General features: G+C 62.9%; 18 protein-coding genes and 2 pseudogenes. 10 read left to right on the top strand and 10 right to left on the bottom strand.

Features of this window, described 5'->3' with window-relative positions; genetic code table 11:
* Nucleotides 1-196: 196 nt before the first annotated feature.
* On the top strand, nt 197-3,265 hold the full coding sequence (locus tag ACIUM1_RS23935) for an RND family transporter (protein WP_406814966.1): 3,069 nt from the start codon (nt 197-199) through the stop codon (nt 3,263-3,265).
* Nucleotides 3,266-3,283: 18 nt separating this feature from the next.
* Here the strand turns inward: ACIUM1_RS23935 and ACIUM1_RS23930 are convergent, their stop codons facing one another.
* Complete coding sequence (locus ACIUM1_RS23930; protein WP_406814965.1) at nt 3,284-3,658, bottom strand: nuclear transport factor 2 family protein; 375 nt, start codon at nt 3,656-3,658, stop codon at nt 3,284-3,286.
* A gap of 89 nt (nt 3,659-3,747) precedes the next feature.
* Here ACIUM1_RS23930 and ACIUM1_RS23925 point away from each other — a divergent pair, with 89 nt between their 5' ends.
* Both ACIUM1_RS23925 and ACIUM1_RS23920 read left to right on the top strand, forming a co-directional pair.
* Entirely contained in the window at nt 3,748-4,953 is a 1,206-nt protein-coding gene (locus tag ACIUM1_RS23925; protein WP_406814964.1) for a cytochrome P450, read from the top strand.
* Between the two features lie 298 nt (nt 4,954-5,251).
* A complete protein-coding gene (locus ACIUM1_RS23920; RefSeq protein ID WP_406814963.1) occupies nt 5,252-5,863 on the top strand; it encodes a TetR/AcrR family transcriptional regulator in 612 nt (203 codons plus the stop codon).
* Here the strand turns inward: ACIUM1_RS23920 and ACIUM1_RS23915 are convergent.
* The 3 genes and pseudogenes from ACIUM1_RS23915 to ACIUM1_RS23905 form a co-directional block, all read right to left on the bottom strand.
* Nucleotides 5,831-7,015 carry a thiolase family protein gene (locus tag ACIUM1_RS23915; protein WP_406814962.1) on the bottom strand — a complete coding sequence of 395 codons (1,185 nt, stop codon included), beginning with the start codon at nt 7,013-7,015 and terminating at the stop codon, nt 5,831-5,833. The two genes, ACIUM1_RS23920 and ACIUM1_RS23915, sit on opposite strands and share 33 nt — an antisense overlap.
* Nucleotides 7,012-7,212: a Zn-ribbon domain-containing OB-fold protein gene (locus ACIUM1_RS23910; protein WP_406817838.1), complete on the bottom strand. Its 201-nt coding sequence runs from the start codon at nt 7,210-7,212 to the stop codon at nt 7,012-7,014. Before ACIUM1_RS23910 ends, ACIUM1_RS23915 begins: the two co-directional genes overlap by 4 nt.
* A 96-nt stretch (nt 7,213-7,308) precedes the next feature.
* A pseudogene (locus ACIUM1_RS23905) lies at nt 7,309-7,419 on the bottom strand (DNA-binding protein); the annotation flags it as partial.
* 128 nt (nt 7,420-7,547) lie between these two features.
* On the opposite strand from ACIUM1_RS23905, the gene ACIUM1_RS23900 reads away from it, so the two are divergent.
* The 4 genes from ACIUM1_RS23900 (at nt 7,548) to ACIUM1_RS23885 (ending at nt 12,038) form a co-directional block, all read left to right on the top strand.
* Nucleotides 7,548-8,750, top strand: a complete 1,203-nt coding sequence (locus ACIUM1_RS23900) for a cytochrome P450 (RefSeq protein WP_406814961.1) — start codon at nt 7,548-7,550, stop codon at nt 8,748-8,750.
* Between the two features lie 49 nt (nt 8,751-8,799).
* Nucleotides 8,800-9,507 (top strand): enoyl-CoA hydratase/isomerase family protein, encoded by a 708-nt coding sequence (locus ACIUM1_RS23895; RefSeq protein WP_406814960.1) that lies wholly within the window; start codon nt 8,800-8,802, stop codon nt 9,505-9,507.
* A 228-nt stretch (nt 9,508-9,735) separates the two neighbouring features.
* Nucleotides 9,736-11,289 carry a UbiD family decarboxylase gene (locus ACIUM1_RS23890; protein ID WP_406814959.1) on the top strand — a complete coding sequence of 518 codons (1,554 nt, stop codon included), beginning with the start codon at nt 9,736-9,738 and terminating at the stop codon, nt 11,287-11,289.
* Nucleotides 11,290-11,459: 170 nt separating this feature from the next.
* Complete coding sequence (locus ACIUM1_RS23885; protein ID WP_406817837.1) at nt 11,460-12,038, top strand: UbiX family flavin prenyltransferase; 579 nt, start codon at nt 11,460-11,462, stop codon at nt 12,036-12,038.
* A 55-nt stretch (nt 12,039-12,093) separates the two neighbouring features.
* Here the strand turns inward: ACIUM1_RS23885 and ACIUM1_RS23880 are convergent, their stop codons facing one another.
* Entirely contained in the window at nt 12,094-12,315 is a 222-nt protein-coding gene (locus tag ACIUM1_RS23880) for a hypothetical protein (RefSeq protein WP_406814958.1), read from the bottom strand.
* Nucleotides 12,316-12,808: 493 nt separating this feature from the next.
* Here ACIUM1_RS23880 and ACIUM1_RS23875 point away from each other — a divergent pair, with 493 nt between their 5' ends.
* Nucleotides 12,809-13,831, top strand: coding sequence for an AraC family transcriptional regulator (locus tag ACIUM1_RS23875; RefSeq protein ID WP_406814957.1), 1,023 nt, complete (start codon nt 12,809-12,811; stop codon nt 13,829-13,831).
* A 41-nt stretch (nt 13,832-13,872) separates the two neighbouring features.
* Here ACIUM1_RS23875 and ACIUM1_RS23870 read toward each other — a convergent pair whose 3' ends face one another.
* Nucleotides 13,873-14,313, bottom strand: a complete 441-nt coding sequence (locus ACIUM1_RS23870) for a GlcG/HbpS family heme-binding protein (RefSeq protein WP_406814956.1) — start codon at nt 14,311-14,313, stop codon at nt 13,873-13,875.
* A 480-nt stretch (nt 14,314-14,793) separates the two neighbouring features.
* Here ACIUM1_RS23870 and ACIUM1_RS23865 point away from each other — a divergent pair, with 480 nt between their 5' ends.
* Both ACIUM1_RS23865 and ACIUM1_RS23860 read left to right on the top strand, forming a co-directional pair.
* Nucleotides 14,794-15,942, top strand: coding sequence for a glutathione-independent formaldehyde dehydrogenase (locus ACIUM1_RS23865; RefSeq protein ID WP_406814955.1), 1,149 nt, complete (start codon nt 14,794-14,796; stop codon nt 15,940-15,942).
* Nucleotides 15,943-16,301: 359 nt separating this feature from the next.
* A pseudogene (locus ACIUM1_RS23860) lies at nt 16,302-17,501 on the top strand (IS110 family transposase).
* Nucleotides 17,502-17,828: 327 nt separating this feature from the next.
* On the opposite strand, the gene ACIUM1_RS23855 reads toward ACIUM1_RS23860, so the two are convergent.
* The 4 genes from ACIUM1_RS23855 to ACIUM1_RS23840 all read right to left on the bottom strand — a co-directional run bounded on the left by ACIUM1_RS23855 (nt 17,829) and on the right by ACIUM1_RS23840 (nt 23,164).
* A complete protein-coding gene (locus tag ACIUM1_RS23855; RefSeq protein WP_406814954.1) occupies nt 17,829-18,578 on the bottom strand; it encodes an SDR family oxidoreductase in 750 nt (249 codons plus the stop codon).
* 322 nt (nt 18,579-18,900) lie between these two features.
* Nucleotides 18,901-20,073 carry an acyl-CoA dehydrogenase family protein gene (locus ACIUM1_RS23850; RefSeq protein WP_406814953.1) on the bottom strand — a complete coding sequence of 391 codons (1,173 nt, stop codon included), beginning with the start codon at nt 20,071-20,073 and terminating at the stop codon, nt 18,901-18,903.
* Nucleotides 20,074-20,076: 3 nt separating this feature from the next.
* Nucleotides 20,077-21,228 carry an acetyl-CoA C-acetyltransferase gene (locus ACIUM1_RS23845; protein WP_043954285.1) on the bottom strand — a complete coding sequence of 384 codons (1,152 nt, stop codon included), beginning with the start codon at nt 21,226-21,228 and terminating at the stop codon, nt 20,077-20,079.
* Nucleotides 21,229-21,553: 325 nt separating this feature from the next.
* Nucleotides 21,554-23,164 carry a PEP-utilizing enzyme gene (locus ACIUM1_RS23840; RefSeq protein WP_406814952.1) on the bottom strand — a complete coding sequence of 537 codons (1,611 nt, stop codon included), beginning with the start codon at nt 23,162-23,164 and terminating at the stop codon, nt 21,554-21,556.
* Nucleotides 23,165-23,179: the final 15 nt, after the last annotated feature.

Genomic DNA, 23,179 nt, shown 5'->3' with positions numbered 1-23,179 from the left:
CGCCGCACCGGTTCCGGCCGCGCCACTCCACATGCAACACACACCTGGATATGTTGTATGTTGCTTAAGCGCCGGCCGGCTGCACCGCGCGCCGGACCGTCGAAAGTGCTCAGGGGGCTGTATGGCGTGCCAACGACTTCAGACCGGTCCGGCCGAGGGCCGTGTCCGACGCTCGCGCCGGACACGGTGAACGACCATGCCGCGATCCCACCATGCCGACCACTACAGTGAGGCGCTGGCCGCGCTGGCCCGGTTCACACTGAAACACAAGGCCGTCGTCGTCGGCGCCTGGCTGGGGCTTGCCGCCGTGCTGGCCTTGGTGTTTCCGCAGCTGGAGACCGTCGTCAAACAGCAATCGGTGGATCCCGTTCCCCGCAATGTTGCGTCGTTCCAATCGCTGGACAGGATGGGGAAAGCTTTCGACGAGGTTGGCTCGGCGACGACGGTGGTGGTCGCGATGGAGAGTCCGGGCGGGCTGACTTCGCAAGTCCGCGAGCGATATTCGGCGATGGTCGATAAGTTGCGTGCCGACTCGGGCGAAGTGAAACTGGTGCGGGACCTGCTGGCCGATCCCGCGACTGCGCGGCAGGCGACAAGCGACGACGGGAAAGCGTGGTACCTGCCCGTCGGGATCGCCGGGACGCTCGGCAGCCCGCGGGCGGCCGAATCGGTGCAGTCGGTTCGCGAGATCGCCACCGAAGCCTTCCGAGGCACCGGAACCGTCGCTGAAGTGACCGGCCCACCGGCCACGATGAGCGATCAGATCGTCTCCGCCGACCGCGATCTGTTGGTCATCTCGCTGGCCACCGTCGGCCTGATCGCCGCGATCCTTCTACTGGTTTATCGCTCGGTGTTCACCGCGCTGCTTCCGCTGCTCGTCATCGGTCTGAGCCTGGGGATGGGGCGGGGGGTCCTGTCCGGACTCGGCGAACTCGGAATGCCGGTGTCGGAGTTCACCATTGCGCTCATGACTGTCATCCTCCTGGGTGCCGGCACCGACTATTCGGTCTTCTTGATCAGCCGATATCACGAGCAGCGGCGACAGTGCGTCGCGGTGGAGCAGGCAGTTGTACATGCCACGGCAACGATCGGCCGGGTGATTCTGGCGTCAGCCGCTACGGTCGCATTGGCGTTGGTGGCCATGGCATTTGCCAAACTGAACATCTTCGCGACGTCGGGACCGGCGTGCGCCATCGCCGTCCTGACGGGCTTTATCGCCTCGGTGACCTTGCTGCCACCGGTGCTCGTACTGGCCGCCAGACGCGGCATCGGCGAACCGCGTGCCGATCGCACCCGAGCCTACTGGAACCGCATCGCCGTCACAGTAGTACGCAGGCCGGTGCCCTTATTGGCGATCAGCCTGCTGATTTTGGTGGCGCTGGCCTCCATTTGCCTCACCGTGCGGATCAGTTACGACGACCGCAAGGCGCAGCCGGCCGAAACCTCCAGCAACAAGGGGTACCGCTTACTGGACAAGCACTTCCCCAAAGACACGACGATGACCGAGTTTTTACTCGTGGAGTCCGGGAAAGATATGCGCACCGGCACCGGCCTCGCCGATCTGGAAGAGATGGCCTCGCGTGTTTCACAGATCCCGGGCGTCACGAAGGTCGTCGGCGTTACCCGGCCAACCGGCAGGCGCCTCGATCAAGCCCAATTATCCTGGCAGAACGGTCAAATCGGCGACAAGCTCACCAATGCCGCAGTCGAGGCCGAGGGCCACAGAGATCAGCTGCAGCAACTCACCCACGGAGCCGACCGATTGGCCGACGGATTGACCCAGCTCTACACCAGCATCCAGTCGGCTCTCGGCCCGATGACCGGGCTGCTCGACCAGGCCCAACGGGCCGGTACCCAGATCGAAAGTTATCGGGCTGTGCTTACCCAGCTGAATGCCATGGCGCCCAACATTGATCGCCTTGTACAGGACCGTGAGAATTTGCGACCCTTGGCGTTGCGGGCGCGCGAAACCATCGCGGCGATCGAACCTTTGGCCGCCACGCTGGACAGCGCCCCCTGGTGTGCCGGTACGCCGCAGTGCGTGACGCTGCGCGACCACGTTCAGACGCTGGTTTCGCTGCGAAGTGGTGGTTTCTTCGATCAGATCGCCGACCTGGGCGATCAGCTGAGCGCACAGACCGGCGAGATAGCCGTCGCGCCGACGCTAGCGCAGATTCAAGGCGCGGCGGAGACCCTCGGCCGAAGCATGAACGAAGCCGGAGGCCCAAATGCCGGTGTTGCGGGGCAGATCCGGTTGCTGCAAAGTGGCATCGGACGACTCGCGTCGGGTGCGCGGGCACTGGCTGTGGGGGTTCACACGCTGGCCGACAGCAATATCCAGTTGGTCACGGGTATGAGCCAGGTCGCGGCACAACTGCAGGAATCGGCCCGTGGCTCCGCGGGAGCGGACTCGGCCGCGGGTTTCTACCTGCCGCCGAATGCTCTCGCGGACAAGCAATTTGGCGAGGTCGCTCGCCAGTTCGTATCACGGGACGGCAAGACCGTTCGCTTCCAAATCCAGTCGCAGTACGATCCCTATACGGCTGAGGCGATGGCGCTGGTCCACAAGATCGCTGCCGTCGCAGGCGCGTCGACGCCGAACACGTCGCTGGCGGGCGCCAAGGTTTCTATGGTCGGTTTCCCTGCGTTCAATGCCGACATCCAGCACCTGCTCGTCGACGACTTCGTCACGCTCGCGATCGCCACCCTGATCATCGTGGGACTGATACTGATTGTGCTTCTTCGAGCGGTCCTGGCGCCCCTGTATCTACTCGTTACCGTCGTGCTCAATTACGCCGCCGCTATGGGCATCGGAGTATTGATATTCCGGTATGGCCTGCACCACGACATCACCTGGCCGGTGCCGCTGTTGTCGTTCATCATCCTGGTAGCGGTTGGTGCCGACTACAACATGCTGCTCATTTCGCGGCTCCGCGAAGAGTCGGCCAATAACATTCGGGTGGGAGTGCTGCGGACCGTGGCCAGCACCGGCTCAGTGATCACCTCGGCCGGCCTGATTTTTTCGGCCAGCATGTTCGGGTTGATGGTCGGCTCGATCGCAACAATGGTTCAGATGGGTTTCATCGTCGGATGCGGCCTGCTCTTGGATACATTCGTCGTCCGAACATTGATGGTGCCCGCCATCGCCACATTGCTCCGCGAAGCGAGCTGGTGGCCCGGATACGGCCGACAGACGTCGCCGCGAGAGGCAACCGGTCGACGGAAGGTTATTCGGTTCGGATGGCGCCGCTTTCGGCCCGCGTGAACGAGCTTCTGCCGAGTATCAGGCGAAGCCGCTGGTGATCGCGGCCATGTCGAAGTAGTCGCGCCACGCCGCGATCTGTCCGTCGCGGATCTCGAAGACCCCGGCTACCGGAAGATGTATCTCACCGCCGTCTTTGCGTCGCAGCACATCCGTGCGTTCGTTCATCACCAGCCGCCCGTTGCTGAGCTGCCGATGGATTCGGAACTCGATGCCATCAAGCGCGGCGGTGAACCCCTCGATGAATTCCTTGATCGCAGCCCGCCCCTGCAGCGGTTGCATCGGGATATTGTGGTATACCGCGTCTTCGGTGAAATAGCCGGCCAACTTTTCCGGGTCGGGGCTGGCCCACAGCGTGCAGAATTCGGTAACCAGGTCGTCAGCTGATGTTGTCATGTCTTGATGAAAGCCGTTGCAGCACCGTAAATCAAGTAGCTACTTACGACATATTGCGTTGGATGTTGCACGGGTTATAGGGTGAGGTCATGCCGTCGGCATTAACCTTGGACGTCGATACCGTCGATTTCGCGTTCGATGATCAACCCGACCTGCACGCCGCGCTTGCGCGGCTGCGGGAACGCAAGCCCTACGCGATCGTGCGCTTCGCCGGCGTGCCGGCGGTCTTGCTCTTGACCGACGAGCTGGTTCGGGCCGCCTTCAGAGACGAGGCCACGTTTCCCGCTGCGCCCGTATACGCGATGACCACCGAACCGGTCTTCGGCAGAACGGTTTTAAGCATGTCGGGTACCGAACACCGCGCCAACCGGGTGCTGGTCTCCGCGCCGTTGCGACGCAATCGTGTCCAGGAGTACATAGAGCCGGTGATCGAACCGGTCATCAATGAGTTGATCGACCGATTCCTCGACCGAGGAAAGGTCGACCTGGTCGCCGACTTCACCCACCGGTATTCGCTGCTGATCATCACCCGCCTGCTCGGCATCCCCGTCGACGACGAAGCCAAAATCCATCGCTGGGCACAAGCGATGATCCACTACCCGTTCGATCCCGACTGGGCCACCCGGTCGGCGCGGGAGTTCACCGAATATGTGACCCCGCTGATCGCCCAACGCCGACGCGAACCGAGCGATGACATGATCTCGATGCTGATCACGGCCAGCACCGAGGACGGTGAAACCCTCACCGACGAACAGATTCACACGTTCTTGCGGATGTTGTTCCCCCTGGGGGCTGACACCACCATGCTCGCCCTGGGAAACATCTTGTCCGCGCTGCTCAACCACCCCGAGCAGCTCGACCTGTTGCGCTCCGATCTTGAAAAGCACACCCAACCGGCGGTCTGGGAAGGACTGCGCTGGGAACCCGCAGTCGGAATGCTCCCGCGGGCATGTCCCGAGGCGACCACATGGCACGGGATCGAGATCCCGGCACTGACGCCGATGATCTTCGCGATCAACGCGGCGCACCGAGATCCAGCGGTCTATGACCGTCCCGACGAATTCGATATCACCCGCAACGTCATGCCGACCGTGTCATTCGGGCAAGGCCCGCACAGCTGTATCGGCAATTGGCTGGCAAACGCCGAACTCGTCGCAGCATTGAGGTTGCTGGTGCAGCGCTTGCCCGATCTCGCGTTGGATCCCGCGCATGCCCAATGGTCGACCATCACCAGCCAGGTCGGCACCACGCTGCGTGGCCCGGATGCTCTGCGCGTCACCTTCACGACGCCGTAAGCCACGCCCGTAGCCCAGTACAGTTGCCAGGCGCTGACCCTGGCAACTGTACTGGCGGCGACTCCCAAACCGATTTTCTAAAGTAGCGACCGCCTCTATTGGAGGGACGCCACACCCTGATCGAGGTTCCGTACCCGCGAACGAGTCGGTGGTTGAGGGATGATAGACCCAGACCGACACGATGGACGGCGCCGGAGCGATCGAGGGAGGAAGCACGGTGAGCAGGTCACCGGCACGAGAGTCCGAGAGGCTCGGGCGGCCACGCCACTTCGACGACGACACCGAGCGTCGCTTGCTGATGGACGCCGCGGTGCGCTTGATGACGCGCAACGGTTTCGCCGACATGGCCGTTACCGATATCTTGGCCGAGGCCGAACTGTCGACGACCAGTTTCTACCGGCACTTTCAATCCAAGCACGCATTGCTGGCCGCGATCATTCAGCGCGACGGCGAGTCGGCACGACGAGCATTGGAACGCGCCATTGCGGCGGCCCCCGATCCTGTCACGGCGCTCGAGGCCTGGCTCGATGGGCTGCTAGCCCAATTTTTCGAACCCAGGAAGGCCTCGCGCACAGCGCTTTTCACCACATCGGAGGTACACAGCGCCACGGCGGTGACCGAGATCATGGAGATGCGCTGGCTGCTCTCCGAGCCGCTTGTCAAGGTGCTGCGCGCCGGCCACCGCGCCGGAGTGCTGCATTCACCCAAGCCGGAACCGGACGCCGTGAGCATGTTCGCCGTCGTCAGCAGCGCGGCCACCTCCCCGCACGGGCACCGCAAGAACCGCAAAGCGGCACGGGCGCAGGCCATACGATTCATCTGGCCCGCCTTGAAAATCACCGAATCCGGCCAGAGCCCTGACAATCCGAGTCATCGGTCAGGCAAGCCGCGTGAGCAGCACACAGCCTGAAATCGGTCCTCCGCCGTTGGATACCACCGCCACCTCGGGCTTTCCCGCGACCTGTCGTGCCGCGGCCTCCCCGCGCAGCTGCAGCACCGCCTCGTGCAGATAGCCATAGCCGTGCAGGCGGCCGCCCGATAGCTGGCCGCCGTTGGTGTTCAACGGCAGTTCGCCATCGAGGGCGATGCGCGCGCCACCCTCGATGAACGGGCCGCTTTCACCGTGACCACAAAACCCGAGCGCCTCCAACCATGACATGGTCAACCAGCTGAATCCGTCGTAAAGCTCCGCGATGTCGACATCGGAGGGCCGCAAATCGGTGCGCGACCACATGTGCTCGGCGGAGGTGCGCGCCGGCATGGTGGTCAGGTCCTCCCAATGTTCCCACGACGGTCGTCCCCGCAGCGCGGTCCCCACAGCTTCGACGCGCGCAACCGGATGGTCCACGGCCGACGCATGTTCGACTACAGACACCACCAGGGCGGTGGACCCGTCCACTGGAACATCGCAGTCATAGAGCCGAAACGGCGACGACACCATCCTCGACGCCAGGTAGTCCGCGAGAGTCAACGGATCACGGAACACCGCCTTCGGATTACGGGCGGCATTGCGGCGCCCGTTCAAGGCGATCTGCGCCATCTGCTCCGGAGTCGTTCCGAACTCATGAAAATGCCGCTGGGCATATAGCGCAAGCCAATTCGCCGCCGAATACGCGCGAAACGGGATCAGCCACTGCAGCGGGCCGCGCACGTCCCCGCCACCGACGCCGATGCCCGCGCGATGTCCGCTACCCTGCGCCGACGACTCGGTAACCGTGCGGTACACCAGGACATGCCGGGCCAGTCCCGTTGACACCGCGAGCACCGCGCTGACGACCGCCTGCAACTGTCCGGGCCCCTCGGCGGCGCCGCTGTGCCAGTTGAGCGACAACCGCAGCGCGTCCTGCACCTGGGGTGAACCGGGACCCGAGAACCCGGGAAACCCGTTGACGCCGCCCGGATAGGTGGCGAGCCCATCGATGTCAGCCACCGTCAGGCCGGCGTCCGCGATTGCCTCAAGGGCGGCATCGATGGTCAAGCTCAGACCGTCGCGCCCCAACCGCCGGCCTACCTGCGATTGGCCGATGCCCGAGATGACGGCTCGGCGTTCGTCGGCGGTCATGATGGCGCCGGGCGGAACAGCGGAAGATGTACCGGTGCGTGGTCCTCGAAGACCACTTCTACCGGCATGCCGATGCAGACGTCATCGGGTGCCAGGTCGACCACGTTGGTCATCAGCCGGAGGTCGTGCTGCTCATCCATCGCCACTAAACCGATGATGTAGGCGTCGGTCGAGCCGTCCCAGGGCTGATGATTCACCGTGTACGAGTAGAGCTTGCCTCGCCCCGAGACGGCTTCCGGTGCGGCGTCACGCCCGCCGCAGCGCGGGCAATACGGCGCAGGCGGATGAATGAAATATCTACACGCCGAGCAGCGTAGGAACCGGAGGCGACCATCGGCGCCCGACGTCCAAAAGAACCCGCTGGGCTCGTCGATTGAGGGCAACACGCGGGGTGGTCGGGGCATGGTGTCCATCCTGTGGGTGTTGGCTGCGCACTTGCGCCGGCGACACTATAAAAATAGCATTTGTAATGTCACTGCGGGGCTACCACACGGTCCGCGGGGCCAACGGAATTGGACGATGAGGGAGCCGGATGACGCAGGAGAATGACTCGCCCGGGCTGGGCCTACTGGCGGCTCCCGAACTGACCCGGAATCCCCAGCCGATATACAAGATGCTGCGGGACTCCGCTCCGGTCATGCGCGTGGACGGCGTCGGCGTACTGGTCAGCACCTGGGAGCTGGTGGACGAGGTGTTGCACAACCCGCAGCTGTACTCGTCGGCGCTGACCTCGGGGATGCTGAAGAACGACCGGCCGCTCATTCCCCTTCAGATCGATCCCCCGGAGCACGGAAAGTTTCGCAAGATCCTCGACCCGCTGTTCGCGCCGAAACGGATGAAAGCCCTTGAGGCATCGATGGCGGCACTGGTCGACCAACTCATCGACGGCTTCATCGGTCGAGAGGAGATCGACTTCGCCAAGGAGTTCTCCGTCCCCTTCCCCACCCAAGTCTTTCTGACCATGCTGGGGCTGCCGCTCGACGAATTACCCACGTTGCTGATGATGAAAGACGGGATCATCAGGCCGCACGAGTTAGTCGGGAAGCCGATCGGGCATCCCGATACCGATGCCTTTCAGGCGAGCACGGCACAGTCCATCTATAGCTACTTCACCGCCACGATGGAAAAGCGGAAGCGCGAGCGCCGCGACGATCTGCTGAGCTGGTTCCTTGAAGCGGAGATCGACGGAGACCGGCTCACCAGTGACGAAATCCTCGACATCTGCTTTCTGTTTCTCATCGCCGGTCTCGACACCGTATCGGCCTCACTCGATTGCTTTTTCAACTACCTCGCGCAACATTCAGATGTTCGTAGGGCGATCGCCGACGATCGGGAGAACGTTCCGTTCATCGTCGAGGAACTGCTGCGGTGGGAAACGCCCGTCATGGTGGTCGCACGCCAGGCTAAACACGACACCGAACTTGCCGGGTGCCCAATCCACGCCGGCGAGCAAGTGCTGGCCATGCTCGGTTCGGCCAACACCGATGAAAAGTCCGTCAACGAACCGGAATCCGTCCGATTCGACCGCAAAGTGAACCGACACTTGGGCTTCGGCGGCGGAGTTCACCGCTGCCTGGGATCGCACCTCGCTCGCATCGAGCTGCGAACGGCCCTGCGCATCTGGCACGAACGCATCCCGGAATATCACCTCAAACCCGGAGTGGAGCTCGACTTCACGCCGGGTGTGCGGGCAGTGCAGACATTCCCGATGATCCTGCAGGCCGGGGCCGAATGATGCCCGGGCCGGCCATACCGTCCGGTGCCTAGGCCTGCCGATGGTTGGCATGGTTCATGAGTCGCGCGACGGCACTGTTGCCTGGCTGACATTCGATCGTCCAGAATTTCTCAACGCGTTCACCGGGACCGGCTATCGAGAGCTGCGGATCGCGCTGCAGCGCGTCGCCGGTGATGACGCAGTGCGAGCCGTGGTGCTGACCGGCCGTGGACGGGCTTTCTCTGCCGGCGCCGACCGATCGCTCCTCGACGCCGCGACGCCAGATGCCGTGCGACAGCACGCCGGTGACGAATTCCTGCGGCTTCTCGACACCCTGGGTGACTTCGACAAACCCCTGCTCGCCGCGGTCAACGGGCTTGCGGTGGGGTTCGGCTGCACGCTGCTGCTGTACTGCGACCTGGTGCTCCTCGCCGAAACCGCCCGGCTGAGGTTTCCGTTCACCGCATTGGGCATCGTGCCGGAGGCGGGCAGCTCAGCGCTGCTGCCCACGAAAATGCGGTGGGCGGATGCTATGTGGGCGATGCTTTCCAGTGACTGGGTCGACGCCGCGTCGGCTTTCCGAGCCGGCCTGGCCTGGCGCGTGGTTCCCGACGCCGAACTCGTCGAGCAAGTCTCGTCCGCGGCAAAGCTAATTTGCACGCACGACGCGAACGCAGTGACCGCGACCAAGCGACTCATGACCAGCGGGCGGCGTGATGCGGCGCGCGAAGCGATCGGCCGCGAATTCGCCGAGATGCAAGCACTCCGACGTCCTTGATGAACCGACGGGCGAAAGCGGGATTCATCCGGCTGCCACCGTCGACAATCGACGCCGAGCAATCGTGCTCACAGGACGAATTATGACGACTTATTTCAACCCACCGGGCGCACGCGTCATCGAGGCGAAATTGTCACAGTGGTTAAGGCCTTTGTTCCGCCGGTGCGGTTAAGGCTCCGCAGGCCGGCACCTCCGCCGCAGCGAAGACCGTAACCCGAGGAAACATCAATGACTTCGATGCGAATCGCCCCTTATCCCGCGCAGCGTGTGGATCCTGAGGCGCATAAGGGTCGGCACTTCAGTAGCTTTCGCGATTACGTCGAAGCGCTCGAGGGCATCGGTGAAATTCAAGAGATCGACCAGCCCGTTGACTGGAATTTGGAGATGGGGGCGATCATTCGCCACTCCACCGAGACGAAGGCCGCTGCTCCGTTGTTCAACAATGTGATTGGAGCCGATCCGGGTTTGCGTGCTATGGGTGCGCCCGCGGCGACGAGCCGCCAACCCGGTCACTACCTGGCACGTCTGGCCATGATGATGGGACACGACCCACGCGCCACCGGTCTCGAACTCGTCGAAGCCTACGTTGAGGCGAAGTCACGCCCGGTGCTGGCGCCGATCCTGGTCTCGAGGGACACCGCGCCATGCAAGCAGAACATCATGCTGGGCGAAGATGTTGATCTCACGCGGTTTCCGGTGCCCTATATCCACGATGGCGACGGCGGCCGCTACATCCAAACGGCCGGCCTCAATATCGTGCGCTCACCGGACGGCACATGGACAAACTGGTCGGTGAATCGCTCCATGCTGGTGGATCGCAACCACCTCACCGGCCTGGTGATACCCGAGCAACACATCGGCATCGTGCACGGCATGTGGAAGCAACAGGGTAAGCCGACTCCATGGGCGCTGGCGCTGGGCGCGCCTCCGGCGGCGATGCTCGCTGCCGGCGCACCGATGCCCGCCTACGTCAACGAGCACGACTTCGTCAGCCAGCTGACCGGCGAACCGGTTGAACTGGTCAGATGCGAATCGGTCGACATTGAAGTCCCGGCCACGGCCGAAATCGTGTTAGAGGGTTTCATCTCCGACATGGAGACGGCGATGGAAGGCCCACTCGGCGAATACGGCGGGTACACGATGGGGGAGCCGGAGCCGTGGCCGCTGTTCACGGTGACCGCCGTGACCTACCGCGACCGCGCCATCCTGCCGGTGATCGCGCCGGGTCGTCCTGTCGAGGACGTGCACACGATATGGGGTTTGGGGATCTCGGCCGAGGCCTTGGATTTGTGTCGCAAGGCCCAGCTGCCCGTCACCGCCTGCTGGATTCCGCTGGACTCGGCGGCGCATTGGATGGTGGTCACTGTCCCGGACAGCTGGCACGACGATACGGGCCTTCCCGTCGACGATTTTTTGCACCGCATCGGCCAGACCATCTTCGCGTCACACACGGGTTGGCAGTTCCCCAAGATCCTGGTCATGGGCGACGACATTGACCCGACCGACCTTACTCAAGTCGTGTGGGCATTTTCGACCCGGTGCCACCCGGGTTCGGGTGAAATCTTGTTCACCAAAACCAAACTCGGCTTCTGGGTCGCCTACCTTGACTCATCGGAGAAATACACCGGCCGAGGCGGTCAGGCGCTGTACAACTGCTTGATGCACCCCCAATCGTTTGGGCGGCCGCTGCCCGAGGTCGCCTCGTTCACCACGGCTTATCCCAAGGCGTTGCAACAAAAGGTCCTCGCAAACTGGCACAGCTACGGCTATCCACCGGAATAACCACGTCGCTCGCCTAATCGGTAACCGGCGCCAGGCGTGATCCGATTATCGGTGCTTGCGTCGGCTAGGAGTCAAAGATTTTGGAAGCACAGGTTTTAACAGATTCTGGCGTTGCACGCAGCGCAAACGAGGAGCACGAGGCTGGCGGTAAGAACCGGCTCATCATCGGCATTTCCGGTGCCACCGGCATCATCTACGGTGTCCGACTGTTGGAGGAACTGCGTGCCGCTGGAGTGCAAACCCATCTGGTCACCAGCCGGGCTGGTGAAATAACCAGGTCATACGAAACGCCTTATTCGGCAAGCGAACTGCGGGCGAAGGCCGACGTGAGCTACCCCATCGGTGATGTGGGCGCGGCCATTGCCAGCGGATCGTTCCGGACGCGGGGAATGATCATCGCGCCATGCTCGATGCGCACACTGGCTGAAATCGCCACTGGCGTCACCACTACCCTGCTAACGCGAGCCGCCGACGTTTGTCTCAAAGAGCGCCGTCGCGTCGTCCTACTTGTGCGGGAAACCCCGCTCACAACGGTTCATTTGCGCAACATGCTTGCGGCAACCGAGGCGGGAGCCATCGTCTTTCCACCCGTACCGGCATTTTACGATCGGCCGTCAACCATCGAAGACATCGTCAACCACACAGTAGGGCGTGTACTGGACTTGTTCGACGTGGACTCCGACCTGCTCCATCGCTGGAGCGACTCGGCCCATCGCGACTTGGCCCAGCGAAACGGCAAGCACGTCTAGCTCGCAGAGACCCAACCTAAGATCGCGAGTACCAACGACCCGCGGCGATGGACCGCTACAGTTCCTCGATGTGGCCATCTGACCATTCGATACGCGTGCCGTAGTCGGGATGCGGGTAGATGTGGATGTTATAGAGGTCTTGTAATGAGTCCCACCACACGCAACTTCGCGATCCGACTCGCCAGCGTTGGGCCACCCTCCCGTCGGTGAACTCGCACATCTCGAACTGGACTTCGTCGGGCTCACCGTAGTTGGCCTTCTGAGGCTCCCGTTTCAACGCCTTGGCTTGCGTTCGATAGACAACTGCGGTTCTCAAAGGTCCCTCTCGAGTAGGTGTTCGCACGGGGGCTGCGAGCCCCCACGTGGCCCGCGGTTTGACGATCAACGCTTCAGCGGCGGCGTCCTCGCGGACAAACAGAAAGCGGCCAGGCTCGTCGTGCTCCCCCATAGCCAGGTTTGTCCGTCTCCTGCCGAATCCGTAACCGCTTGTTTGCAGCCAAGCCGACCGATACACCCGTGCGATATCCGCTAACCGCACCGAACTTGTCCCGTTTCCGTCAACCGGCGGCATGCGGGCGGGCAAGTTTCCGCTGTTGGATCGGCGCTGAGTGGCAGCTACAACCCCGATTCGGTCGCATTACCCGGTGCGAGGGACACGTCTGCTTTGAGGTTTTCGCTGCGGTCGAACGCGATCGGATGGCATGGTTGGAGGTGAGCATGTGGCTGCGAATGGACTGGAAGGACGCAAAGTCACTGGAGCGGGTAGCACCATGAACGAGTTAGCCTTTGATCTGGCACCCGAGGTTCGGACAAGGGACGTCGACGAGGCGACCGACGCTTTGGGGCGCGTCTACGTCGCGGCCGAGCTCACTCCGATCGGTACCAGTGTGGTGGACATGCAGATGAGAGCGGTGCAGTTTCCTCTCTTCACCGCCGGTTACCTTGGCTTCGGCACCGACATCGCTATCCGGGCAGACGACGTGACCGCCTATTACATCGACGCCCCGTTATCGGGTAGCGCGGTGAATCGGTGGCGCGACGGGGGCCTCGTTGAGGCGACGACCGGGTCATCCGCCATATTCACTCCGGGCACACCGTGTGTGCTTGACTGGTCCGGCGATTGCGCTCAGATCTGTCTTAAGGTTTCTGAAGCGCAGATGCGGCGGCAGCTGGAAGCCATGCTTAACACACCCGTCCGCAAACGCATTACATTTGCCCGTCATTTCGATCTGAGCACTGCCGCGGCGACCGATTGGCACCACTTGGTCCGGCTCCTGGCACGTGAAGTCGGCCAACCCGGGGGGCTTCTCAACCACCGACTCGCCGTGGAAAACCTACAGCTGCTGTTGATTCAGGGTCTGCTTCAGATCCAGCCCCACAATTACAGCGAGGCTCTGACTCAAAGTGAACGCGCGGCGAGCACAGCCGTCGTGAAGCGCGCAGTCGATTTAATGCAAGCCCACCCGGAAAAACCATGGTGCACTGCAGAACTGGCACGAGCAAGCGGGGTGAGCGCACGAGCCTTACAGCGGGCGTTTGAGCGGTCCGACCAACCCTCGCCAATGATGTATCTGCGGCGCATTCGGCTACACCGGGTACACGCAGAACTCGCCGCCAACTCCCCTGGGTCGGTCACGGTAACGATGGTTGCAAGCCGATGGGGGTTCGTACACCTTGGCAGGTTTGCCCGGCAATATCGCCAACTGTTCGGCGAAACTCCCTCGGAAACACTGCGCGCCCGGGGAAGCGACCCCGGCCACGGTCCACCCGGCACCGTCGGCTGCCCCGTCTGAGGGCGCCCGACTCTGGGCGGCCCCGGATTTCCGGGCCCCGCTCAACACCTTGTGCTGCCAGCCGTAGTTACCGGCGCCGTCGACAGCGCGTCTGCGCCGGCTTGAGCGGCGTCTTGGTCCTGGTCACCGCTGCCGCCGCTGACGCCGATCGCCCCGATGATCCGTCCGTCTTTTCGTAGCGGAATGCCGCCAGCAAAGATCATCACTCGGCCGTGGTTGCTGGCGTGGATGCCGTAGAACTGTTGCCCGGGCTGGGCGTTGTCGCCGAGGTCCTTAGTCGGGGTGTCGAAGGCACGCGCGGTGAAGGCCTTGTTGATGCTGATGTCGATGCTCCCGAGCCACGCCCCATCCATGCGCACGTGAGCGATCAGGTTGCCGCCGGCATCGACGACGGCGATGTTCTCGGGTTGCCCGATTTCGGTGGCGCGCTTTTCGGCAGCGGCGATGATGTGGCGGGCGTCGGCCAGGGTTAAGTTGGACATTGTCAATCGGGCCTCCCTCTGTGTGCGTGGCGCTTCGGCTTGCCGGCTTGCCGGCTGCCGACCCGAACAGCTCGGCCGCCCTCGCGGTTAAGTGCTTGGCGGACTAGACCTTTCAGGTGTGTGCAAGCCCGGTCATCGCGGATCGCGTCACCCCCGAGCCGCAACTGCTCGACGGCCTGCGCCTCAACAAGCGTGAATCTATCCCCGCGCGGCCGCATTGTGCTTCGTACCGGCGGAGCAAATCAGCGGCCGATATTTGGACCTGTGCGGCGCATGCACTCGCACTGTGCCAGGACGCATCGTTTACGGCGGTGCCTGTAATGCCGGGACTGAGGGGCAGAGCGCCTGTCATACGACACGGTGCCTCTTCGCTGCGGCGCCTTGTTTTTCGCCTACCGCTGCGGCCGCTAACTCGCCCCATAGGTGATGTCTCCGTGGCATGAGGTGACCGATGGGTCTCACACAGCAAGGAGAGTCGAAATGAAAGCAGTTGTTTACGACGGGCCTCGGGCGGTTCATGTCAAGGATGTGCCTGACGCCAGGGTGGAGCGGCCGACCGACGTGTTGGTGCGGATCACCAGCAGCAACATCTGCGGGTCGGATCTGCACATGTACGAGGGCCGCACCGATCTGGAACCGGGGATGGTTTTGGGTCACGAGAACCTCGGGATCGTCGCGGAGGTCGGTGATGCTGTGGTGAAGGTATCGCCCGGGGACCGGGTGTGTATCCCGTTCAACGTCGGCTGCGGTTTCTGCCGCAACTGTGAGGAAGGTCTGACCGCGTTTTGCCTGACGACACATCCGGATCCCAATATGGCCGGCGCCGCCTACGGCTTCGCCGACATGGGCCCGTACTGGGGTGGTCAGGCCGAGTACCTGCGGGTGCCGTTCGGCGACTTCAACTGCCTGCGGCTGCCTGAGGACGCGGCGGAAAAGGAAAACGATTACGTCATGCTGTCGGACATCTTCCCGACGGGATGGCACGCCACCCGGCTAGCCGATATGCAGCCCGGCGACTCGGTCGTCGTCTACGGTGCGGGCCCGGTCGGCCTGATGGCCGCCTACTCGGCGATGATCCAGGGGGCGTGCAAGGTGATGGTCGTCGATCGGCATCCCGATCGGCTGCGCCTGGCCGAGCAGATCGGGGCCATCCCCATCGACGACTCCAAGGGTGACCCGGTCGAGCAAGTTCTCGAGCAGACCAACGGCAAGGGCGCCGACAAGGGCTGCGAGTGTGTCGGCTATCAGGCGCACGACCCGCAGGGACATGAGGACTCCGCGATGACCATGAACCGGCTCGTCGACTCGGTGCGCTTTACCGGACACATCGGTGTGGTCGGGATTTATTTGCCCCAGGACCCAAATTCGCCGAACGAGCTGGAGAAAAACGGCAAGATCGCCTTCGACATGGGCAAATTCTGGTTCAAGGGCCAAAAGGTCGGAACCGGGCAGGCCAACGTCAAGCACTACAACCGTCACCTGCGCGACCTCATCCACGCGGGACGGGCAAAGCCGTCGTGGATCATCTCCCACGAACTGCCGCTGACCGAAGCCGAATCCGGCTACCAGCATTTCGACGCTCGCGACAACGGATGGACCAAAGTGGTTCTCCACCCCGACAAGGCGTAGCAAGCGGGGCGCGACTGGGGTTCTCCGCGGGATGACAGACCGGTAGTAGGTTCTTATGTCTGATGTCATATCGTGCTCCCCGACCTGCGGCGATGCCAGTTGTCTCACATCGTGTCATCTGCGTTTTGACTCATATTCGTGTCCCTAAGTTGAATGGTGTCTTGGGTTGGTGCTCTGGATGCCCAGCGCGGTGGGGTGTAGCTGAAATTCGTGTGCCGTTTGTGGCTGGAAATGACTGGCTGCCCCGCCGCGCTGGACGCTCCGGTCGCTGATTGAGAGCTGATGCGGATCGTCGCTGTTTAGGGAACTTGCGGCGGGGTCGTCCACGGGCTTGAGGTGCGATCAGAGGGAGAACAAGTGTGACGATGCAGCGGCGGGTGTGGATCGGGATCGATGTCGGCAAGTCCAGCCATCATGCGTGTGCGATCGACGAGACCGGAAGGTGGTGTGGAGTCAGAAGTTCGCCAACGAGCAGCGCGTGATTGAGCAGGTGGTTGCTCGTGCACGCATCGGCGCCGAGCAGGTGCGGTGGGCGATCGATCTGACCAGCCCGATGGCGCTGATGCTGATCGCCGTGCTGCTGGGTGCCGGACAATCTGTCGTCTATGTGCCCGGCCGGACGGTCAACACCATGACACATGCCTTCCGTGGAGAGGGAAAGACTGACGCCAAAGACGCCCGAGTGATCGCCGAAACCGCCAGGCTGCGAAACGATCTCAGCACTGTCGCGCTACCTGACGAGCTGGTCGTCGAGTTAACCCAGCTGACCGGCTACCGTGCCGATTTGATGTCCGACTGGGTGCGCGGCGTCAATCGGCTGCGTGCCTTGCTGGGATCCATCTTCCCCGGATTGGAGGCGGCGTTTGACTACACAACGCGCACCCCGCTGATCCTGGTCTCCGGCTGCGCACGCCGGCAGAGATCCGCGCGGCCGGAATCGATGGTATGACTGCATTTCTCGCAGATAATCACGCCTGGCGGACCCGGATCGCCAAGACCGCGGCGACGCTGGTCAACGAGCAGCCGCTCGCCGTGCCCGGAGAGGCCGGCACCGCCGCGCTGGTCAAGCGGCTGGCGCGCAGGGTGCTCGAGCTCGACCGCGAGATCAAAGCCATCGACAAGACCATCACCGAACGCTTCCGCGAGCACCCGTATGCGCGCAGCATCGAGTCCCTGCCCGGCTTCGGACCCGGCTTGGGGGCCGAATTCCTGGTCATCACCCGCGGCGACCTGGGGAATTTCGCCACCCCGGATGCCTGGCCTCCTATGCCGGATTGGTCCCGGTGCCAAAGGATTCCGGCCGAAAAACCGGTAACCTGCGTCGGCCGAAACGCTACAACCGCAGACTGCGGCGCGTGTTCTACCTGGCCGCGCTGTCCAGCATTCGCACCGACGGACCCTCGCGCCGCTTTTACGATCGCAAACGCACCGAAAGACTCGTCCACACCCAGGCCCTCCTAGCGCTCGCCCGCCGACTGACCGACGTGCTCTGGGTCCTACTCCGCGATGGCCGCGAATTCACCCCCGAGAAACCGACCACGACTACCGCAGCGGCTTGACTTAATCATTGAGAGTCATTTCTTGGGGTGTGCATTTGGGGTGGCTTCAGCAAGCTCTGGTCATCGCTCGGCGCGGCCGTAAGGGCCATGAGCGCCATTACGTCACGTGACAGCGACTAGAGGGGCGGACACTTCAGCGTAGGAGTCAACCAAACCCGGGGCAGTACCTAATGGCGTCAGCTCCGGGTGAGCTCTTGCAGGAGCGGCACCACCGGCGAGCCACGATGGTCATCCATCATGAGGCCAGGCAATATGCGGTGAGTATGCCAAAATCTGCTGTCCAGCCTTGTATCTGCGCGCGATCGCCCGGTGTCGGGTCGCCAAGCGTTAGCCAAAGCGCTTGAGCAACGGCAGCGGCAATACCCGCATGAGTTGCACCATCGGCCCCCAGGGCCACCAGGGCACAGCCGCCCGTCCCGGCTCGCGCTCGATCGCCGAAACCATTGACTTGACCCCAGTCTCGTTGTCCACCATGAACATGGTGCTCTGTGACTTGGCGGTCATCTCCGACTCGATATAACCGGGCTCTATCACCGAAACCTTGATCGGCCCACGCGCATACTCGGCGCGCAACGCTTCGCCAAGCGAACTCAACCCAGCCTTGCTGGCCGCGTAAGACGCTTTCACGCCCGGCACTCCCCTGACGCCGAGCACCGAGGAAATCAACACCAGGTGCCCCGATCCCTGCTCATGAAACATCTGCAGCGCGGTCTCGATCTGCACCAGCGCCGCCACCAAGTTGGTCTCGAGAGTCGCCTTATTGGCCCACAGTTTGCCCGACCCCAGGCGGGCACCCTTGCCGATGCCGGCGTTGACGATCACCCGGTCGATGCCGCCGAGTGCATCCGACAGCTCCTCGAACACCTTCGGCACCTGCTCGTGATCATTGACGTCCAACGCCGCGGTGGCAACATTTACATCAGAATGTTGTTGCACGAGCTCAGCTTTGAGATCAGCGAGCCGGTCGGTACGTCGAGCGCACAGTGCCAGGTCGCGCCCTTTGGCCGCAAACGCGTGAGCCATACCGGCACCCAGGCCGGAACTCGCACCGGTGATAAGGATCTTCTGCCGAGTCACGTCCGCAGTATAACCTCCTGAGCGAAAACGACTTTGGTCGGTTCGCTGATACTTTGACTGTCGGCGGCTGCCATTGCGGCTTCAGGCGAGGTCACTCATGAGCTCTTCACCTCGGGAGCCGGACCTGCGACGTATCGCTTCGCCGTTTGGCTTTGCGTCCGTCTGCGGCGCACCACGGGCCTCAATGCCGTTGATCAACATATGCATTGCCGTAGCGGGGGCCAACGTCACCCCGCCACGGCAAAGTTCCAGCATACCGGCCGAGCCCCTCGCCAATGGCAGCGGTAGCAGGCGCGGACACCGAGATGAAAACGGCGTCACTTCATCTCCGTTTGGAAGTCGGGTCCGAGCCGGCGATCTCGCGGCCGATGAGCTCCTTCATGATCTCCGTCGTGCCGCCATAAATTGTCTGCGCTCGGGTGTCGACATACGCTCGGGCAACGGGGTATTCAAGCATGTAGCCGTATCCGCCGTGGAGTTGCAGACACCGGTCGATGAGGCGGTGTTGAAGCTCGCTGACGTACCACTTGCCTTTCGCCGCATCAACTGGTGAAAGTTCGCCCGCATTGAACGCTTCTACCGATTTGTCGACGTAGGCTTCCGCGATATCGAGTTCCGTTGACATCTCAGCCAGTTCGAAGCGGATGTGTTGCTTCGCGGTCAGCGGCTGACCGAATGCCTTGCGCTGTCGGCAATACTCGACCGTGAGGTCGAATATTGCGCGTGTGGTCGCGATAGCCTGTGCCGTAACACCTAATCGCTCGCGCGGCAAATGGCTCATCAAGTATTGGAGGCCGCTGCCTTCCTTGCCGAGCAGATTTTCGATTGGAACGCGGGCGTCGTCGAAGAATAATTCGGCAGTGTCTTGGGCCGGTAGCCCGATCTTGTCCAGCTGGCGTCCGTGTCTGAATCCTGGGGTGTCGCGCTCGACTACGAACAAGCTGAAGCCTCGCGAGCCCGCCTCTTGATCGGTGCAGGCGGCTACCACGATGAGGTCGGCCATGATCCCACTGGAGATGAACGTTTTCTGCCCGTTGAGAACCCAGTGGTCGCCGTCGCGGCGAGCACTGGTGCGAATCCCTCGGAGGTCGCTGCCAGCACCCGGTTCCGTCATAGCGAGGGCGCCGATCAATTCACCGGAGGCGAAGCCCGGCAACCAACGTCGTTTCTGCTCCTCAGACGTGAGATCGAGGAGGTAGTGCAGCACGAGGTCGTCTTGGAGGCTGATGGTCAAGCCGAACGACAAAGCGTTGATTCGGGCGATCTCCTCGCAGACCACCATTCGGTAGCGGTAGTCGTATTCACCGGCACCTCCGTACCGTCCGTCCACTTCAAGTGCGTAGATGCCCGCTTTGGCTGCGCGGACGAACACGTCGCGGTCGATCCGGTGATCTCGGTCCCAACCGTGCTGGTGCGGGACCACTTCTCGGGCTAAGAATTCCTTGACCGTTTCCCGGTAGGCCTCATGGTCAGGGCCGTAGAGCGTTCGGCGCACAGCCTAAAGCCTCTCGATGATCGTGACGTTGGCTTGACCGCCGCCCTCGCACATCGTCTGCAGTCCGTAGCGGCCGCCGGTTCGCTCGAGCTCGTGCAACAGCGAGGTCATCAAGCGGGCGCCGGTGCAGCCGATGGGGTGGCCCAACGCGATCGCTCCACCGTTCACATTCACGCGATCCGGGTCGGCCTCGAGTTCTGCCAGCCAGGCGAGCACCACAGGTGCAAAAGCTTCGTTGATCTCGACGAGATCTATGTCGTCGATCGAGAGTCCCGTTCGCTTGAGTGCGTGTCGGGTGGCCGGAATCGGGGCCGTCAGCATCATCACCGGGTCGGCGCCACGCACGGACATGTGGTGAATTCGGGCCCGCGGTGTCAGTCCGAACCGCTTGACAGCGCTTTCCGACGCGATCAGCAGTGCCGCCGCCCCGTCGGAAATCTGGCTGGCCACCCCCGCGGTCAGCACTCCGCCCTCAACTAGGGTCGGCAGGGCCGCCATCTTCTCCAGTGAGGTGTTGGCGCGCGGCCCCTCGTCCACCGTGACGCCCGCGTACGGCGTTATTTCCCTTGTAAATCGGCCGTCGGCGATAGCTGCCACGGCGCGCTGGTGGCTGGTTAACGCAAATTTCTCGTTGTCCTCGCGACTCAACTTCCACTGACTGGCGATCATCTCCGCACCGCGGAACTGTGAGATCTCCTGGGTGCCGAACCTGGCCTCCCATCCGCGGCATCCGGTCCATGGATCGCTCGCGCCGAACGGCTCACCTGCGCCGAAAGCGCACAAGATCGGATACTGGCTCATTTTCTGCACGCCGCCCGCGACGATCAGATCAGAAGTTCCGCTCATCACCGCCTGCGCAGCGAAATGCACGGCCTGCTGAGCGGATCCGCACTGGCGGTCGATCGTGACGCCGGGAACCGACTCTGGCAGGCCGGCCGCAAGGGCCGCTGTCCGCGCGATGTCGCCGGCCTGGGAACCGATGTTGTCCAGGCAGCCCAAGATGACGTCATCGATCGACTCGGGGTCGATGTCGTGTCGATCGACGACAGTACGGATCACGTGGGCGGCCATGTCGGCCGGGTGCTCGTCAGCGAATCCACCACCGCGCTTACCCACAGGTGTACGAGCTGCGTCAACGATAAAGGCTTCAGTCACGCCTATAATTTAACATAGACTCAAAAAATCGTGAACCGGTCCCAGTCGGTCCATTCAAGTAGGCGGATGAGGTGGGTCCTCTGGGTGTTTCGCGTAGGTCTTGAGCACAGATCTCGAGTGAAGCCGAAACGAGTGACGAACAGCGCCAAGAAACTTAGCCTTCTCGGGGGGAGACATCCAACAGTGGCGCTCGGTGGCGGTCCGGCGGTTCAACCCAGCCACAGCCCAGGTCGAATCGTCTTACGACGCGGCCGCCCTTCACCCGCGTACGCGGCAAGACTGCACACGTCACGCATCACGAGCAGGAACGCTCTTATTGGCAGTATCACCCAATCACTTCGACAGTGCCGACATCGCCGTTGACACGTAACTGCGCACCGTCGGGGATGCGGTTGGTGCCGGTTTCGGTACCGCACACGCATGGTATGCCGATCTCGCGGGCGACGATCGGGCCGTGGCTGAGCATGCCGCCGTGATCGGTCACCACCGCCCCTGCCACCAGGAACAGTGACACCCAGGATGGGTCGGTGGTTTCGCACACGAGAATGTCACCGTCGTCGATGTCCACGTCGCCGGGGTCACGCACCACCCGCGCCCGCCCCTCGGCGATGCCGCCGCTGGCGGCCACGCCGGCCACTATCCCTCCGACGTCGAGCAGTTCGCCGGTAGCCGTTGCGAGTTTGGTGATCTCCGGGCTGCCGGACCATGCTTTGGGCAACCGAATACCTTGACGTTCGGCGTACTGCGCCACCCGATCGGCGACCGCGGCCCGCTGATCGCCGGATATTCCAGCTACCAGGTCTTGATACGAGAGGTGAAAAACGTCCTCGGAGTCGGCAATGATGCCGCGTTCGACGAGCAAAGCACCGAGCCTCCGAGCCGTCGCACGGGCCACGTCGTAGGTGAGCAGGTAACCGGCTTTACCCTGTTCCCGCAGAGCCAGGAAACGGGCCGCCAGTTTGACGATCATCGCAGTAAGGCGACGCTTGAATCTAGGAGTCGCGGCCAACAGTTCGGCGAGCGCCCGCTGGCGGGCGGCCGCTTGCGCGGCGCTGCGGTTGCGTGGTGCACGCGGGCTTCCGGCGTCAATCGCCCGATAGTCGTCAAGGCGCGCCAGGACGGGAGCTGGACTCTCGCGCCACGTGACGCCGATCAACTGCCCCTCGTTGGGGCCGTGGTAGCCGTGGCGGTCCGTGAATTCACCGACCGTTATCTGGTTGTGCGCCAACGCCCACAGATCGTGTGCGACCTCGTTTTCATCGGAGCCGACGCCGGAGAGCAGTTGCGCTTCCAGTCCCGGCTTACCGGCGGCGGCAGCAGCAGCAGCGACCTTCTCGGCGATCGATGAACTGATCATCGCAACGCCCATGTGAATCTTCATCATGTCCTCGAAGCGGCGGCGCGAGTCGGCAAGCACTGCCAGGCAACTGTTTTCGTCGAGATTGGGGATCCTCGACAGCTGATCGAGCCGCCATCTTCGGAGCTCGGCAAACATCGTGTTGTGCCGCTTGGGGGTGCTCAGCATCCAGCGCGGGGCTTTCACGATGATCGCCGGGTAGCGTTTCCGGCTGTTCTCGTCGACGGTCTCAGGCCGCGCATACCCGAAAAGCTGCTGCTCGACGGCTTTTGCGGTAGTCCCCGGCATGACATTGGCGATTTCGCGGAATTTGTCGATATTCCCTGCGCCCCAACCGGAGAACACCGTGAGGAAGCAGTCCTCAACATCCTCGGGCACCCGCAGCTCGTTACGGGCGAAGACCCCCAAGTCGACGAAAAGACGCCGGAATGACATCTCCATCGGCTCGAACGCGAACGTCATGCCGAACAGGGTGAACACGCCGGGAAAAGCCTCGGCAATGTTGCCGGTGGTCCACCGCACCCCCGGACGCGGATCAACCGTGTCCAGCGTCTCGAGCATGTCGCTTACCCGCGTCACCTGGCAATCCCCCGC

It is taken from the genome of Mycobacterium sp. M23085 (genome assembly GCF_045343915.1).
Lineage (GTDB): Bacteria > Actinomycetota > Actinomycetes > Mycobacteriales > Mycobacteriaceae > Mycobacterium.
Note: the sequence above shows the minus strand (reverse complement) of the source record. Positions and strands in the feature narration are given on the sequence as shown.

What these genes read in the sequence shown, in the direction of transcription:
- ACIUM1_RS23935 (WP_406814966.1), top strand. Translation starts at nt 197, where the DNA reads ATGCCGCGATCCCACCATGCCGACCACTACAGTGAGGCGCTGGCCGCG.
- ACIUM1_RS23915 (WP_406814962.1), bottom strand. Translation starts at nt 7,015, where the DNA reads ATGACCGCCGACGAACGCCGAGCCGTCATCTCGGGCATCGGCCAATCG.
- ACIUM1_RS23930 (WP_406814965.1), bottom strand. Translation starts at nt 3,658, where the DNA reads ATGACAACATCAGCTGACGACCTGGTTACCGAATTCTGCACGCTGTGG.
- ACIUM1_RS23865 (WP_406814955.1), top strand. Translation starts at nt 14,794, where the DNA reads ATGAAAGCAGTTGTTTACGACGGGCCTCGGGCGGTTCATGTCAAGGAT.
- ACIUM1_RS23895 (WP_406814960.1), top strand. Translation starts at nt 8,800, where the DNA reads ATGGTTCATGAGTCGCGCGACGGCACTGTTGCCTGGCTGACATTCGAT.
- ACIUM1_RS23900 (WP_406814961.1), top strand. Translation starts at nt 7,548, where the DNA reads ATGACGCAGGAGAATGACTCGCCCGGGCTGGGCCTACTGGCGGCTCCC.
- ACIUM1_RS23925 (WP_406814964.1), top strand. Translation starts at nt 3,748, where the DNA reads ATGCCGTCGGCATTAACCTTGGACGTCGATACCGTCGATTTCGCGTTC.
- ACIUM1_RS23875 (WP_406814957.1), top strand. Translation starts at nt 12,809, where the DNA reads ATGAACGAGTTAGCCTTTGATCTGGCACCCGAGGTTCGGACAAGGGAC.
- ACIUM1_RS23870 (WP_406814956.1), bottom strand. Translation starts at nt 14,313, where the DNA reads ATGTCCAACTTAACCCTGGCCGACGCCCGCCACATCATCGCCGCTGCC.
- ACIUM1_RS23920 (WP_406814963.1), top strand. Translation starts at nt 5,252, where the DNA reads ATGGACGCCGCGGTGCGCTTGATGACGCGCAACGGTTTCGCCGACATG.
- ACIUM1_RS23890 (WP_406814959.1), top strand. Translation starts at nt 9,736, where the DNA reads ATGACTTCGATGCGAATCGCCCCTTATCCCGCGCAGCGTGTGGATCCT.